Raw genomic sequence first — 14996 nt, 5'->3', positions numbered from 1 at the left:
AACAAAGAACAGGGAGATGTTAATTGAATGACAAGGATGGCAATTATATTACGATAATATTTCTAAGTAACCGAATAATCTGAATAATAATATTAAAAAAATAGTGCAGTATTACTACCACACTATTTTATAACACCCTTTTTTAAATCTTCGAAATGGACACAGCACAGGCTTTGAATTCGGCTGTTCCGGAAATAGGGTCATATTCATTTAATGTTAAAACATTTGTTGGGGTTTCACTCCAGTGGAAGCTCATAAAGACAAGACCAGGTACCACTTGTTCCGTAATCTTCGCCTTTACCTCAAGCTCCCCTCTTCGCGAACGAACGTGAACAACCTCACCATCGTCGATGCCGAGAACCGCTGCATCATCAGGATGAATATCCACTGTTTCTTCGGTTTGCTTAATCTTTACTCCTGCTGCATAATGACGGGTCTGAGAATGAGTATTGTAAGACTCATAACGTCTACCAGTTGTTAACACAAACGGATATTCATCATCAGGTAATTCTAATGGAGCTGTATAATCAACCGGTACAAATGGTGATTTTTTTACAATAGGCTCAGCTTGATGGAACCTTTCATGCATAATGAAGGTTCCAGGATGATTTTCATCAGGACAAGGATAATGTATACTGTACTCTTTATCAAGCCGCTCATAAGAAATACCGCCATACATCTCCCAAGCCATTCTTCTGACTTCATCCCAAATTTCCTCACTGTTGTTATAATGCATCGGGTAACCCATTATTGTAGAAAGCTCGCAAAGAATTTCCCAGTCCTCTTTAATATTCGGATGACCCTCAACCGCTTTGCGGACCCGTTGAACACGGCGGTCTGTATTGGTATACGTTCCATCCACCTCTCCCCACGAACGTGCAGGCAAGACGACATCCGCCATTTTAGCCGTATCAGTTAAGAAGATATCTTGGACGATTAATAAGTCGAGCTTTTCAAATAATTTTTTAGTATGATTCATATGAACATCGGCAAGAAGCGGGTTTTCCCCAATAATATATAAGGCCTTTAGTTCTCCCATTTCCAAGCGGTCAAATGTACGCGTTTGTGTATCACCAGCCTGTGGATTTAGCACAACATTCCATTCTTTTTCATAACGAGCACGAAATTCCTCATTTGCTAAGCTCATTGCTCCAGCCAATTGATTTGGCAAGCAGCCCATATCTCCCGCACCTTGAACATTATTTTGTCCTCGTAATGGCATGATTCCTGTCCCTTGTTTCCCGATGTTTCCAGTTAAAAGCGCTAGATTGGCAATATCAAATACATTATTAACACCGCAGTGATGCTCCGTAATCCCTAGGGTATAGGCGATCATTGAGCCACTGGAATTTGCATACTCTCTTGCCGTAGCCACAATATCCTCGGCTGCCACACCGGTTATCGATGCCGCATATTCAGGTGTATATAATTCAACCTGTTTTTCCAACTTATCGAAGTCAATTGTAAATTGGTTGATAAACTGAGGGTTGTATAAGCCTTCCTTGAGGATGACTCGAATAAATGCGTTGATAAGGGCAATATCAGATCCCACGTTAATTTGAAGATGACGATGGGCGATTTTCACCATATCAATTTTCCTTGGGTCAATCACGATTACTTTTAGTCCTGATTTAGCCGCTTTTTTTATACGGTTTGCAATAATCGGATGGGCTTCAGTCGTGTTGGATCCCATTAACAACAAAACTTCAGCTTTATCGAAGTCTTCGAGCGTATTTGTAGGGAAACCGCTTCCAAAAACAGTTGCCAGACCGGCAACGCTAGGAGCGTGTCACGTTCGGTTACATCCGTCTATATTGTTACTTTGAATAACAGTCCTCATGAATTTCTGTGTAATGTAATTGGATTCATTAGTGCTCCTGGCACATGCGAACATGCTAATTGCATTTGGGCCCCAGTTAGTTTTGATTTCAGTTAACTTACCAGCAATGAATTGATAGGCCTCTTCCCAAGTTGCTTCCACAAGCTGTCCGGCTTTTCGAATAAGCGGAGAAGATAATCTATTTTTAGCATGCACGTATTCATAGGCAAAGGCACCCTTTACACACGTTTGGCCTTTATTTACCGGGGCTTCCTTATCTCCGCGGATTTTCATAATTTTGTTGTCCTGGACCTCTAGGACTAAACCGCAGCCAGTACCGCAGTATCCACAAATCGTTTTTACAAAGCTTGCTTCTCCCACTGTTTTCCCTCCCATAAAAACATAATTACCTATATAAACATATTAATCTATTTATTACGAATGTAGATTTATTTTTTTATAACTTTTTGACATTTTTATGAATGAAGATTTTGGATATAAAAAAACGAGAGATATGCTCTCTCGTTTTTAAGCTGTTTTAGCCGGCAATAGAATATTAAAAGTAGTTCCTTTATTTGGTTCACTTTCAACGAAAACTTTACCGTTATGACTTTCAATAATTTTGAAACTTACCATAAGTCCTAAACCATTTCCTGTCTTCTTGGTTGTATAAAATGGTTCTCCTAGCTTCTTTAGTTTATCCTTAGGAATTCCGACACCAGTATCTTGAATGGAAATTTGTACGTTATTTTCATGAATAAGAGTCCTAACATGCAAATCCCCGCCATTTGGCATTGCTTCAATTCCGTTTTTAATAAAATTTAAAAATACCTGCTTTAAGCGGTTTTCATCACATTCAATTTGGATGATTTCCTGATTACAATCAAAAGAAAGGTGGACATTTTTCTTTCTTGCTTCAAACTCCAATAATGAAACAACGTTTTTAATAACAGGAACAACATTTTTTTCTTCTAACTCGACTGCCTTTGGTTTTGCTAGCACCATAAAATCTTCAACGATAGTGTTAACCCGTTCGATTTCATCGAGAATAATGTTTAAAAACTCCAATCGTTCCGGATCACTTTCATCTAACTGCAAAAATTCGGCATAACCCTTCATTGAAGTAAGCGGGTTACGAATTTCATGGGCAACTCCTGCTGCTAATTGTCCCACGGCTGCAAGCTTATCTTGACGATGGAGAACTTCTTCGGTTTTCTTTCGTTCCGTAATATCATTTCTTATAGCTAAATATTGGTATGGTTTCCCTTGATCATTTACAAATGGAATAATCGTAGTATCTACCCAGTAAAAAGTTCCATCCTTTGCTTTATTGCGAATTTCTCCCTTCCATACCTTGCCTTCGCCAATTGTTTTCCAAAGATTTTTGAAAAACTCCTTAGTATGATAACCTGAATTTAAGACACGATGATCTTGTCCGATAATCTCTTCACGACTGTATTTTGAAATTTCACAGAACTTATCGTTTACACTGGTTATTTTTCCTTTAGCATCTGTAAATGCAACAATCGAGGATTGATCCAAGGCAAATTTAATATCATTATTTTCCTTGATGGTTTCTTTTAGATGCTCCTCAGCTTGTTTTCGATTAGAAATATCTGTTCTAATTGCTACATACTGATAAGGCTTCCCTTTACTATTCAAAAATGGAACAATCGTTGTATTGACCCAATAAAGTGTCCCATCTTTAGCGCGATTACAAATTTCACCTTTCCACACCTTGCCTTGACCAATCGTACTCCAAAGGTCCTTAAAGAAATCCTTTGAGTGAAAACCGGAGTTGATAATTCGATGATCCTGACCAATTAATTCCTCACGGCTATACTTGGAAATTTCACAGAATTTCTCATTTACAGTAGTAATTTTTCCTTTCTCATCCGTAATGGCCACAATGGAGGATTGATTAAGAGCAAAGGTTATATCCCTTACTTCTTTTGTTGATTCTAAAAGATTTTTTTCAGCTAATTTTCTTTGTGAAATATCCGATCGAATCGCGATGTATTGAATCGGCTTCCCTTTTCTGTTTAAAAATGGAATAATGGTCGTGTCCACCCAATAAAAAGTGCCATCCTTTGCTTTATTTCTAATTTCTCCACGCCAAATCTTCCCAGATTGAATGGTTTTCCATAAGTCCTGGAAAAACTCCTTTGAATGGTAACCTGAATTTATGACCCGATGATTTTTCCCAATGATTTCGTCCTTAGAATACTTTGATATTTCTTCAAATTTATCATTAACATAAACGATTGTTCCATAAGGATCTGTAATAGCCACTATTGTTGAAGCATCAAGTGCTGCTTTAATGTCCTTTAAGTTTGTATCAGAAGCCGCCAGCTGTTTACTTATTAAAGTACTAGATACAATCAGTCCTCCGATAATAAGTACGGATATAAATATCACCAGATAAATGAAAAAAGAACTGTCAGTGTTTGAAGTATTCACTAATTCATTCGATTTACCAAATATGGTGGCCTTCTTTAAAAGGGCATTCCCTACAGCTATCGAACCAGAGATAATGATGGCACTAACAGGTTTTAACCAGACCAGATTCCCATATATGTAGCTTTTTGTAGGAAAAAGGAGTGATAATGAAAATAAAAAGGATGAAAAAATTAATAAACCAGAAAAAATAAATAAAAGAAGATTGTATTTTATCGTTATATTCATTGCATAAATCCCAATAATATGAATAGCAATAACAGCAAGTGTTAAAAGTAAACTTCCTATAAATAAATGATAAAATCGAATTTTCTTATCGAAAAATGGAATAAAAGCCATTCCTGTAAAAGCTACTCCAATAAAAATGGAAAGAATGGTAAGCGGAATATGATAGCTGGCTAACAAATTTGTATCGGCTGCAATCAGCCCCATAAAATTCATTACCCAAATCCCAATGCCCATCGACAGTGTTCCACCAAGAAACAGCATCCGCTTATTTTGATCCGACGATCGAATTAATATAAACATATCTAATGCTGTATATGAAGCCATTATGGTTAAACCAATAGCAATGATAAAGAAATAAGGGTGAAATGTTCCCACTATTGCATTCATTAACAAGCATCTCCCCAATATCTAGTCTTTTTCTACTATGATTGTAATGTAAAGCAATCGATTATGGAAGTATGAAATTTAGAAAGCTCTTTTTTAGCTTATTCTAACCAATTTTTTTCCTTACATGAACGTAACCTTCTTTATGAAAATCAGAAACCGTGATAAAAGACTTATTTTTAAAATTGTGCAAATTTTTTTAAAAAAGGTCTACACATTTTCGTTTTTTTTGTTTATACTGTACTATAACAAAACGAAAATTATTAAACTGTATTAATAAAGGAGGAGTATTAATGTTAGTGAGTCCAGTTGAGTTTTTTCGTAATTTGCCTAAAAAGGAATGTCCAGAATGTGGTCAGCATATGGAGGAACAGGCTGAATCTTATTTAATGGAATGTGATCGTTGTTTGTCAAAAAAAGAGGAATAATTTTTTTGCACACACTGTACTATAACAATAAAAATATTTAATATATTGTATTACCAAAGGAGGAGATTTACATGTTAATGAGTCCGGTTGAGTTTTTTCGTAATTTACCAAAAAAGCAATGTCCTGAATGCGGTCAACATATGGAGGAGCAAGCTGAATCTTATTTAATGGAATGTGATCGCTGTTTATCCAAAAAAGAGGAATAGAATGAAAACTCTCCACAGCTGGAGAGTTTTTTCAATTTATTCATTAATTACATTTTGAATTAAAAATATGTAAGCATAAAGCAATTTCCTGAAGCAAAAGCTGTAGATAAGGAGTTGATTCAAATGACGAAAAAAGAAGATTATCTGACTACAGCTCCAAAAGAAAAACTTAGTACTGTTAATACAGGTGCAGTTTTTCCTAACTTAAAAAATGTTCCTGGTGACTCAGTTGACGAACATGAGGCCCTTGAGGAAGCTAATACCATTCTTGCCGAGGGCGAGATTGGCCAGCAAAATGAAAATCTTTAATATAGAAAAGACTGTCCATGCTTCTTAGACAGTCTTTTTACACAACCATTTTTATATTTTAGGAAGCTCACGTATTTCCTGTGCCATTTGATTACCACACATTGGACATAGTAAATCATCCGTAACAAAATCTTTTCTCATCCAGCCAATACATGAATCATCCATACAGGAGTAAATCTCAGTATCCACTAGGATTGTTTCAATTTCTTCGTCTTTTGCTCGTTTACCATAAAAAATTGGAACCGCCTCCTTTTTTTATAGTATGTCCTAAAAAATCCCTTTCATAGCGATAAAATATTTTTATAAGGGGGTATAAATCAATATGAAAGCAAATTCTAAACACGTTACTGTGGCTGGAACAGATATAGAGGAAGTGAAAAGGTTAAACGCGCAATCAGGCCTTAGCTATAATGAAGTAAAACAGCTGTTAGCTCAACAATATTTGAAAAACAAATGAAACGAAGCCTTCCTGAATCGGAAGGCTTTTTTAGTTATTCTGTATAATCAATCGTAATATTTTCCTCGTGCCTCTTTGAAAAAATTTTACTTTTCTTACGGTTTTCCTTTGATTGAAAAATAATATCAAAGTCGTAATCATCTGGATATAACTCATTCGCTGGGATATAGAGCTTAAGTCTTTTATGGTTTATAGACACTTTCTCCCCTTTGATTTGGACCATATAATTCCCATGAGGATCAGGCCCCGCATAGATGATGCCAAATTCATTCGAAGGTGATACCTTAACATTGTCACCTTGTTGATAAACAGGAATCTCCAGATCTGTTTTCGGTGCTTTCTTATGGTTCTGATATTTATTGATGATTACCTGCTTCTCTAATTCCTTAAGCTTCCATGGATCGGTTATCGTGGTTGAATAGTTTTTTTCTTCCTTATAGGTAATATGGTGTGCTCTGTCAATTATTTTCGGATGGATGCCGAGCTTTAGAGCAATGGCAAATGCCTGACTCTCCCCTCCTCTACCTATATTTAAGCGGTACGTTGGGCTAAGTGTGTTTAGGTCAAACTCCATTGAACCATTTATAAAACCTGTGTGATTTTCAGCAAATTCCTTAATTTCACTATAGTGAGTGGTTGCCAGGATGATAGCCCCTTTTTCATAAAGAGTTTCTAGAATCGCTGTCGCAAGTCCCATCCCTTCACCTGGATCAGTACCTGAGCCAAGCTCATCTAATAATGTTAACGTACGGTTATTTGTTTCCTTGAGAATTTCAATGATATTGACGATTCTTGAACTAAATGTACTTAAATTTTCTGATATACTTTGCCCATCACCTATATCCACCAAAATCCGTTCGAAAATACATATATTACTTCCTTCCGTTGCTGGAATATGAAGCCCGCATTGCACCATTAAGGTTAAAAGACCGACAGTTTTGATTGTAACCGTTTTTCCGCCTGTATTTGGACCCGTTATTACTAATGCTTTTTGATTATGACCTATTTCAAATGATAAAGGTACAGCTTTCTTACCTAATAATGGATGCCTTGCTTCTATAAGTTTAATTTCATCCGATTCATTTACCAGCACCTTACAAGCATTAATAGAACGGCAATACTTGGCTTTGGCAAATAAAAAATCATAATGAACCATGATCTCCATAGCAAGACGGATTTGCTGCTCTTTTTCTTCGACTAAACCAGTTAAATAGGTTAATACTTTTTGTACTTCGATCTCTTCATCAGCATGAAGCCAGGAAAGTTGATCCTGATATACACCCATTTCTTCTGGTTCCATAAAAAGAGTGGAGCCTGAAGCTGAAGTATCAAGCACTGTACCTTTTATTTTGTTTCGATATTCCTTTTTAATAGGAATGACATATCGCCCATTTCGTTGGCTTATGACATTCTCTTGTAGGTAAGTCTTATATTTGTTTGAGCGGATTAACTGCAAGCTTTTTTCTTTGAGTCGCTCCTCTTGGATAGCAATTTGTTTCCTGATTTTTAGCAATTCTTTACTTGCATAATCGTCCACCCTGCCATTTCGGATACAGCGAATAATTTCACCAGCTAATTCAGGTATTTCGTCGATTACATCCACATAGGCAGAAACTCTTGGAGCATAGAATTCTTTATCCGTCATGTATCTTTTCATTTTTCTACAGCAATCCAAAAAATCATAAAGCTTCGATAGTTGTTCTGGTCTTAATGCTACACCTTTATTCATGTTATTCATTAACTGCTCCATTCCATCCATACCATGAACCGGAACACTTGCACTTTTATTCAATATCTCGACCGCCTCTGAAACTTCATCAAGCCATGCCTCAATTTGTTTTTTATTAGTTGATGGAGCAAGTTGATCGATTTTTTCCTTTCCCTCTTTCGTTAACGCATATTGAGCAATAGTTTCCTTTATTTTCATAATCTCCAACGATTTAAAAGTATGCTGATTCAATTTATTAACCTCCCAAATATTAAAATAGCCGCAATGAACAATGTCATTGCGGCTAAAAATAAAATGAGTTTCTCTACTCATTTTGCATACGGAAATTACCCCAAAATAAAAAACTGTCTACACGAGTGTACACAGCAACATTGGTAAAAAGATGTATGCTTATGTTTGCCCATTGTTCTTAACTTCATTCCAAAACATACTTAAACAAGCTTTTTCACTAATCGCGAAAAAACTGGTAGTAAATCGAAATGAAAATATCCAATTGATTGGATTAGTTAAGAACGACACCTAACATAAAACATACTCCTTCTTTTTTGAAAAGTAGAATTCTTCTAAAGAATACGATATTTGGAAGGTGATGTCAATATTAGCATGACAAAATGGGCTTAAAGTAAATATGGGATTATGTATGGAATCACGAACGATGTTAACACAGCTGCAATACCCATCGCTGCCCCGGCTACCGCTCCTTGAATCTCCCCTTCTTTTACTGCCTCTGCCGTTCCAATTCCATGTGCAATGGTTCCTATTGATAGTCCTCTGGCAAAGGGATGATCTATCTTAAACCACTGAAGGAATTTTAGACCAAACATTGCCCCAATCATTCCAGTAATTATTACAACAGCTGCAATAAGCGATAGATTCCCGTTTACTATTTTCCCTATTTCTGTTGCAACCGGCACCGTTACCGATTTAACAGTAAAGGAAAGGATAATCACCTTCGAAAAATGAAAGATTTTTGCTAATATAACCGCAGATAAAATGGTCATAACCGATCCGAAAAATAAGCCAATAAAAGCAGCACTCAAGTATTTAGAAAGAATGTCACGATTTTTGTAAATGGGTAATGCCAATGCCACGGTTGCCGGCCCTAGTAAAAAGGTCAACATGTTTTTTGCAGGGACATATTCATCGTAGGAAACATGTGCCATCAATAATATGGCAATAATGATAACCGTACTTAAGAACACGGGATTCGTTAATGGTGATTGATATCTTTTCGATAAAAACCTTGTAAATAAATAGACAAGTACCGTTATGAATAAATTAAAGAGCGTGATCATGGTCATGAACCTTCACTTTGCCCTTCTCTTTTTTCATTATAACGAATTGGGTAGCTTTCCCGGCAGATAACAGTCCTATTAATGCACTTATTATTAGTACCAATAGAATGGTAAATCCTTGTTTTAAAAAAATATCCCCAAGAGTCATAAGTCCTATTGAGATTGGTATGAAAAAAAAGCCTAGGTGTTTTAACAGCCATCCAGCAGACAGTTCAACTTGTTCGATTTTAATCCATCCCATCGATAGGAAGGCTAAAAGTAGAACAATCCCAATTACATTTCCTGGTATTTGCAAGTGAAAAAAACGGGATAATTGATTACCGATTTGATAAAAGACTATGAGTATGATCATTTGAAAGGAAAATTTCCATACCTGTTTCATTTTTTCCCCACCCATCTGCCTATAATTGAAACAAATGAAGTCTTATTATTCAAAAAATTAATAATAATATTCAAGTATATAGCATTAACCTCCCTTTCGCATTAGTTTTGTTCACAAATTATCCATATCTTTTTTCGTTAAACTTCTTTATCTTAATGATAGGAGGGATACGAAATGAAAAAGATTTATCTTATATGCGGTTTAGCGGTGTTCCTTGGTATTACCGCGGGAATTTCATTTTTCCTTATTCGTGATGCAAACGCTAAAATACCAGCGGATATTACCCTAATTAACCAAAATAAAGACTCTTATAATTTTGGTAAAGATAAAACAAAATTAAAACTTGTCGAGTTTATTTACACCCATTGTCCTGACATATGTCCAACCACAACACAAAAGATGGTGGATTTGAAAAAAGATTTAGTTAAAAAGGGAATATTCGGAAAGGATATTGAATTTATAACGGTTACCATTGACCCTTATCGTGATACACCGGAAATCTTAAAGAGTTATATGGATGGTTTTGAAATACAAAACGATGAAAACTGGCAGTTCTTAACTGGGGACAAACAACAAATAAAAGCGGAACAGCAAAAAATCAAAAAAGTCACGGAAGCATTGCAATTCCAATACAAAGACCCGGGAAATGGCCAATTTATTCACTCCACCTTTACTTACTTAGTGGATGAAAACAACAAATTTATTGAAAAATTTCCTATGGGGAAAGATTTTAACAAACAAGAAGTATATGACAAAATCATAGATGAAATAGAATAATAAAAAAAGCGGTTAGTCCCACAGGATTAATCGCTTTTTATTACCTAGTTTCCTATTTAATTCACGGATGAAGGGAATTTTTTTATTTGCTGTAGAGATAAAAGGTAATTGGACTTTGGTTTTGTTAAACTCGCTTTAATCCCTGCTTTTTTTAATTTGTTAACGAGTTCAGTAAGCTGTTTTTTTGCCATACTTTTCACCTTCTTTAAAACTTCTTAAACCAATTCTACAACAAATTTATGAATAAAGTGTGAAAACGGGAAAAATTTTTTAGAAAATTTTTCTTACACAATATTTCTCTGCAATTGAATTCGCTCTTCCACTCTATTAATGATATAATTAAAAGATATTTTTGTTTTGGAGGATGTTTTAAATATGATTACCGTAAGTAATGTAAGTTTAAGATATGGAGACCGGAAATTATTTGAAGATGTAAACATTAAATTTACTCCTGGAAATTGCTATGGTTTAATCGGAGCAAATGGCGCCGGTAAATCCACTTTTTTGAAGATTTTATCAGGCGAGATTGAATCTCAAACTGGTACAGTACAATTAGGCCCAAATGAACGAATGGCCGTTTTAAAACAGAACCATTTTGAATACGAAGAATTTGAAGTATTAAAGACCGTTATTATGGGTCATACGAGACTCTACGAAGTGATGCAGGAAAAAGATGCGATTTACATGAAAGAAAACTTTACCGACGAAGACGGCATGAAGGCTGCTGAACTTGAGGGTGAATTTGCTGAATTAAACGGTTGGGAAGCGGAACCAGAAGCAGCTATTCTTTTAAAAGGGCTTGGTATTGGTGAAGACCTTCATTATAAAAAAATGGCTGAGTTAACTGGTTCTGAAAAGGTAAAAGTTTTATTGGCTCAGGCCTTGTTCGGCAGACCCGATGTTTTACTTTTGGACGAGCCTACGAACCACTTAGATATCAAAGCAATCCAGTGGCTAGAGGATTTCTTAATTAACTTTGAAAATACCGTTATCGTGGTATCCCATGATCGTCATTTTCTTAATAAAGTATGTACCCATATTGCCGATTTGGACTTTAGTAAAATTCAAATTTATGTTGGGAACTATGATTTCTGGTACGAATCAAGCCAGTTAGCATCAAGAATGGCATCCGATGCCAATAAAAAGAAAGAAGAAAAAATTAAAGAACTGCAAAGCTTTATTGCTAGGTTTAGTGCGAATGCCTCTAAATCAAAGCAGGCAACTTCTCGGAAAAAGCTGTTAGACAAAATTACTTTAGATGATATCAGACCATCATCACGCCGTTACCCTTTCGTGGGATTTACTCCTGATCGTGAAATTGGGAATGATTTATTAAGGGTGGAAGGCTTATCAAAAACTATTGATGGTGTTAAGGTCCTTGATAATATCAGCTTCTTTATGAACAAAGGAGATAAAATCGCTCTCGTTGGCACTAATGAACTTGCCAAAACGACACTTTTCAAAATATTAATGGGAGAAATGGAAGCGGACAGTGGTACTTTTAAGTGGGGAATTACCACGTCACAAGCTTATTTCCCTAAGGATAACTCCGAGTATTTTGAAAACAGTGACTTAAATCTTGTTGATTGGCTTCGTCAGTTCTCTCCAAAAGATGATAGTGAAAGCTTCTTACGTGGATTTTTAGGAAGAATGCTATTTTCAGGCGAGGAAGTATTAAAGAAAGCAAGTGTCCTTTCCGGAGGGGAAAAAGTTCGCTGCATGCTCTCTAAAATGATGCTAAATGGAGCAAATGTGCTTCTACTTGATGAACCAACAAACCACCTTGATTTAGAATCAATTACTGCGCTTAACAATGGACTGATTAATTTTAAGGGTTCGCTTGTTTTTGCTTCCCATGACCATCAGTTTATTCAAACAATTGCAAACCGAATTTTTGAATTAACTCCAAATGGCTTAGTTGATAAGCAAATGACTTATGATGAATACCTTGAAAACGATGAGATTCAAAAGCAAGTAGCGGAAATGTATAAATAAAACTAATGGGCGCCACAATGATGTGGTGCCCTTTTTCCTTTACATTCTTTTCTGCTTTCTTCTTGAAGATGGCTCTTCTCTCGAACCAGTTTCAGTGGTAGTTGTCCCCTGCCCTTCTACTTGTGGAGAGTTAAGCCCAATTGTGGATGGATCAGCTTTACGTTTACTACGTTTACCCATTTAAAACACCTCCCATTTTAGCTTTTGGAAGATTATCGTAACTTATGCGGAATATTTCCTTGAAACTTAGACATGATAATTTACAGGAGGAGGTGTTTTGTATGGCAAAAATTGGAGTAGAACAATCTCTTACAAATATTTCACAGGTACTGCGTGAAAAAGGGTATGATGTCGTCGATTTAAAGCAGGAATCAGACGCTCAAAACTGCGATTGCTGTGTCGTTTCCGGTCTTGATTCTAACGTAATGGGAATGCAGGATACCACGACAAAAGCTTCGGTCATTGATGCGAACGGACTGTCTGCAGATGAAGTATGCCAACAGGTTGAAAGCAGACTGCAATAATCATTTTGAAAGACTAAAGGATTTCACTTTAGTCTTTTTTATTCTTCTTTTTTCGCCTGAATGTTTACTTTCGGGCTCTTTTCTGTTGAACGCTTTACCTTTATTTCATTTGGAATCTTTTCTTCTTTTTCCTCTTCCATCAAATGTGGGGTAAATTCGCTTCCATAAGTAGCACCTATATTCAGCTTTCCCTTTAATTCTTTAATTCCGAGTTGTCCAAAATTATTATTTAGCTCATATTTGTCCAAAATGATTTTTTCTATATTAATTTTTTCAATTATAATTGGCGGATCGTTTTTGCTCCCGTTTGTATCAGCTGGATTTTGGTCTTGGATTGTTTGCAGCGATTTTTTCATTTCTTCCAGACTCTTTTCTAAGGATATCAATTTTTTCTTTAATTCCTTTTCGTAATCATTTTTACGGAATATGGGGAATAAATCTTTTAATGACATGCTCACAAACGCTCCCTTATTTCCTGCCTTACTTTCATTTATATGGGGAAATTCGTTTAACATGTCCACTTGGATCAAGGAGGTAGGAAAAAAATGTTCTTTATTCCAACAAAAGTTAACCTTGGGGTCATTAAAATCACAGGAGTTGGTCTGGGCTCAACCTTCACAATCGGAGGTGCACAATTAATATCACGGAATAACACGAACAAGAAAAACCAAGGATTCGGGCAGCAATTAGCTGATTTTTCTACTATATCATTGCCCATTCATAGTGTTGACGATGCTGATATTCTAGACGCCATTATTTTTCACAGTTAGTCAATTGGAATGATTTCACCCTTTTCAACGAATCGTTGGTAGCTGACTATCAATAGACCATTCCAAAATTTAGCATGCAACTCGTTCGGAGCGACTGTATCCGGCAAGGTAATCTGTCGCAAAAATTCACCGTAAAACCTTTCTGTATAGGTCTTTTTTAATTGTGGATGAATTGGTGAAGCTACGCCCTTAATGGTCAAAATGTTGCCATTTAACCCTAATTCTATATTTTCTTTCATTACACCAGGTAGTTCGATCAGGACAATGACTTCACTTTCACCTTCTAATATATCGATTATAGGAAAGGTGCGTAGCTGTTTTTCCTCCTGGCCTGTCTTTCTGTTTATATTTAAACCATCATTAGGAGTATTAAATTGCTGATCGTTCATCATAAATTGTTTAGTAAACTCCTGATCAAAAATATTGTTCCAGAAATCTCCACCCTGCATATTTTTGGCAAGATCCATCCATTGTTTTAACTTATCCATATCCATATTTCCACACCACCTTCGCGCTTATTTCCATCATACTATTCATTTATAGAAATTAATCCAACTTTTCTATATACCTCATAAACATTTCAGAACCGCATATATTTATAAGCAAGTATGAGGAGGGAGATATAATGCCAACTCCAGTTCCATATATTAATATAAATATCTTTATGATTAAAATTAATTCCTTTGAAAATGCTTCTGCAGTAAATATTGGTCAAAACCTTTTGGCAGAATGGCATAATTCTGATAAAAAAAATCAAGGCTACGGACAAAATTTTGGAGATTGTAGTGATTTTGTTGGAACAAGAAGTTTTGTCGATGATAAAGATCAAATTGACTCTCCAACCTCCTTCGACTCTCAACCTATTAATACCGTAAAGGAGTGAGCGCTCTTGTTATTTGCCCCAATGGTAGTCAATTTACTTGGATTCAAAGTTAATATCGTCGACCAGGGCTCAAATATTGTGATGGGACCGAATCAACAGCTCGATTTATTTGTTTCAACAAAACGTAATCAAGGATTTGGCGAGTTAAACGGCGACGTTTCTACTGTCAATATTCCTATTCAAGCAGTCACTGACCAAGATGTCATTGATAGTGCTTCTGCAAAAAACAGTGTCGTGTAGACGTTAACCAAAAAAAACCATGAAAAGGAGTCTAATCCTTTAGACTAACCTAAAAAAATGAGACACTATAAAACACCTTCGAAATGGTACACTTAATAAAAGTGCTAAATCGG

Annotated in this window: 20 protein-coding genes and 1 pseudogene; 10 read left to right on the top strand and 11 right to left on the bottom strand. The window is 35.9% G+C overall.

Annotation, left to right across the window (positions count from 1 at the left end):
- Positions 1 to 142 precede the first annotated feature (142 nt).
- From fdhF to ABES02_RS15540, 3 genes and pseudogenes are all read right to left on the bottom strand, one after another.
- On the bottom strand, positions 143 to 2035 hold the full coding sequence (gene fdhF / locus ABES02_RS15550; RefSeq protein ID WP_430136742.1) for a formate dehydrogenase subunit alpha: 1893 nt from the start codon (positions 2033 to 2035) through the stop codon (positions 143 to 145).
- Between the two features lie 6 nt (positions 2036 to 2041).
- A pseudogene (locus ABES02_RS15545) lies at positions 2042 to 2215 on the bottom strand (hypothetical protein); the annotation flags it as partial.
- A 132-nt stretch (positions 2216 to 2347) separates the two neighbouring features.
- On the bottom strand, positions 2348 to 4891 hold the full coding sequence (locus ABES02_RS15540; RefSeq protein ID WP_430136553.1) for a PAS domain-containing protein: 2544 nt from the start codon (positions 4889 to 4891) through the stop codon (positions 2348 to 2350).
- A gap of 290 nt (positions 4892 to 5181) precedes the next feature.
- Here ABES02_RS15540 and yhfH (ABES02_RS15535) point away from each other — a divergent pair, with 290 nt between their 5' ends.
- From yhfH (ABES02_RS15535) to ABES02_RS15525, 3 genes are all read left to right on the top strand, one after another.
- Positions 5182 to 5316, top strand: a complete 135-nt coding sequence (gene yhfH / locus ABES02_RS15535; protein WP_430136550.1) for a protein YhfH — start codon at positions 5182 to 5184, stop codon at positions 5314 to 5316.
- Positions 5317 to 5387: 71 nt separating this feature from the next.
- Positions 5388 to 5522, top strand: a complete 135-nt coding sequence (gene yhfH / locus ABES02_RS15530) for a protein YhfH (protein ID WP_430136548.1) — start codon at positions 5388 to 5390, stop codon at positions 5520 to 5522.
- Between the two features lie 123 nt (positions 5523 to 5645).
- Positions 5646 to 5831, top strand: a complete 186-nt coding sequence (locus ABES02_RS15525; protein ID WP_430136546.1) for a hypothetical protein — start codon at positions 5646 to 5648, stop codon at positions 5829 to 5831.
- Between the two features lie 51 nt (positions 5832 to 5882).
- On the opposite strand, the gene ABES02_RS15520 is transcribed toward ABES02_RS15525, so the two are convergent.
- On the bottom strand, positions 5883 to 6068 hold the full coding sequence (locus ABES02_RS15520; RefSeq protein ID WP_430136738.1) for a cold-inducible protein YdjO-related protein: 186 nt from the start codon (positions 6066 to 6068) through the stop codon (positions 5883 to 5885).
- Positions 6069 to 6153: 85 nt separating this feature from the next.
- Here ABES02_RS15520 and ABES02_RS15515 point away from each other — a divergent pair, with 85 nt between their 5' ends.
- Complete coding sequence (locus ABES02_RS15515; RefSeq protein ID WP_430136543.1) at positions 6154 to 6288, top strand: hypothetical protein; 135 nt, start codon at positions 6154 to 6156, stop codon at positions 6286 to 6288.
- Between the two features lie 34 nt (positions 6289 to 6322).
- Here the strand turns inward: ABES02_RS15515 and ABES02_RS15510 are convergent, their stop codons facing one another.
- The 3 genes from ABES02_RS15510 to ABES02_RS15500 form a co-directional block, all read right to left on the bottom strand.
- On the bottom strand, positions 6323 to 8248 hold the full coding sequence (locus ABES02_RS15510; protein ID WP_430136540.1) for an endonuclease MutS2: 1926 nt from the start codon (positions 8246 to 8248) through the stop codon (positions 6323 to 6325).
- Positions 8249 to 8634: 386 nt separating this feature from the next.
- Positions 8635 to 9318 (bottom strand): LrgB family protein, encoded by a 684-nt coding sequence (locus tag ABES02_RS15505; protein ID WP_430136537.1) that lies wholly within the window; start codon positions 9316 to 9318, stop codon positions 8635 to 8637.
- Entirely contained in the window at positions 9296 to 9694 is a 399-nt protein-coding gene (locus tag ABES02_RS15500; RefSeq protein ID WP_430136535.1) for a CidA/LrgA family protein, read from the bottom strand. Before ABES02_RS15500 ends, ABES02_RS15505 begins: the two co-directional genes overlap by 23 nt.
- 174 nt (positions 9695 to 9868) lie before the next feature.
- Between ABES02_RS15500 and ABES02_RS15495 the strand changes: the two genes are divergently transcribed.
- Positions 9869 to 10471 (top strand): SCO family protein, encoded by a 603-nt coding sequence (locus ABES02_RS15495; RefSeq protein WP_430136532.1) that lies wholly within the window; start codon positions 9869 to 9871, stop codon positions 10469 to 10471.
- Between the two features lie 56 nt (positions 10472 to 10527).
- Here the strand turns inward: ABES02_RS15495 and ABES02_RS15490 are convergent, their stop codons facing one another.
- Positions 10528 to 10662, bottom strand: coding sequence for a hypothetical protein (locus ABES02_RS15490; protein ID WP_400428728.1), 135 nt, complete (start codon positions 10660 to 10662; stop codon positions 10528 to 10530).
- A gap of 184 nt (positions 10663 to 10846) precedes the next feature.
- Here ABES02_RS15490 and ABES02_RS15485 point away from each other — a divergent pair, with 184 nt between their 5' ends.
- Positions 10847 to 12466: an ABC-F family ATP-binding cassette domain-containing protein gene (locus tag ABES02_RS15485; RefSeq protein ID WP_430136529.1), complete on the top strand. Its 1620-nt coding sequence runs from the start codon at positions 10847 to 10849 to the stop codon at positions 12464 to 12466.
- A gap of 39 nt (positions 12467 to 12505) precedes the next feature.
- Here ABES02_RS15485 and ABES02_RS15480 read toward each other — a convergent pair whose 3' ends face one another.
- Positions 12506 to 12646 carry a YuzL family protein gene (locus ABES02_RS15480; protein WP_430136527.1) on the bottom strand — a complete coding sequence of 47 codons (141 nt, stop codon included), beginning with the start codon at positions 12644 to 12646 and terminating at the stop codon, positions 12506 to 12508.
- Positions 12647 to 12747: 101 nt separating this feature from the next.
- Between ABES02_RS15480 and ABES02_RS15475 the strand changes: the two genes are divergently transcribed.
- Positions 12748 to 12990, top strand: coding sequence for a YkuS family protein (locus tag ABES02_RS15475; RefSeq protein ID WP_430136524.1), 243 nt, complete (start codon positions 12748 to 12750; stop codon positions 12988 to 12990).
- A 38-nt stretch (positions 12991 to 13028) separates the two neighbouring features.
- On the opposite strand, the gene ABES02_RS15470 is transcribed toward ABES02_RS15475, so the two are convergent.
- Complete coding sequence (locus ABES02_RS15470; protein ID WP_430136520.1) at positions 13029 to 13442, bottom strand: hypothetical protein; 414 nt, start codon at positions 13440 to 13442, stop codon at positions 13029 to 13031.
- Positions 13443 to 13535: 93 nt separating this feature from the next.
- Between ABES02_RS15470 and ABES02_RS15465 the strand changes: the two genes are divergently transcribed.
- Entirely contained in the window at positions 13536 to 13760 is a 225-nt protein-coding gene (locus ABES02_RS15465) for a hypothetical protein (protein ID WP_430136518.1), read from the top strand.
- On the opposite strand, the gene ABES02_RS15460 is transcribed toward ABES02_RS15465, so the two are convergent.
- Positions 13757 to 14254, bottom strand: coding sequence for an Hsp20/alpha crystallin family protein (locus tag ABES02_RS15460; RefSeq protein ID WP_430136515.1), 498 nt, complete (start codon positions 14252 to 14254; stop codon positions 13757 to 13759). The two genes, ABES02_RS15465 and ABES02_RS15460, sit on opposite strands and share 4 nt — an antisense overlap.
- A gap of 131 nt (positions 14255 to 14385) precedes the next feature.
- Here ABES02_RS15460 and ABES02_RS15455 point away from each other — a divergent pair, with 131 nt between their 5' ends.
- Together ABES02_RS15455 and ABES02_RS15450 are read left to right on the top strand one after the other, a co-directional pair.
- The gene (locus ABES02_RS15455; RefSeq protein WP_430136512.1) at positions 14386 to 14643 is read left to right on the top strand and encodes a hypothetical protein; all 258 of its coding nucleotides are present in this window, start codon (positions 14386 to 14388) and stop codon (positions 14641 to 14643) included.
- Positions 14644 to 14649: 6 nt separating this feature from the next.
- Positions 14650 to 14883: a hypothetical protein gene (locus tag ABES02_RS15450; RefSeq protein ID WP_430136509.1), complete on the top strand. Its 234-nt coding sequence runs from the start codon at positions 14650 to 14652 to the stop codon at positions 14881 to 14883.
- Positions 14884 to 14996: the final 113 nt, after the last annotated feature.

Origin of the sequence: Neobacillus pocheonensis (assembly GCF_050477905.1) — a bacterium.
Lineage (GTDB): Bacteria > Bacillota > Bacilli > Bacillales > Cytobacillaceae > Neobacillus > Neobacillus pocheonensis_A.
This window is presented reverse-complemented; position numbering and strand designations above follow the sequence as displayed.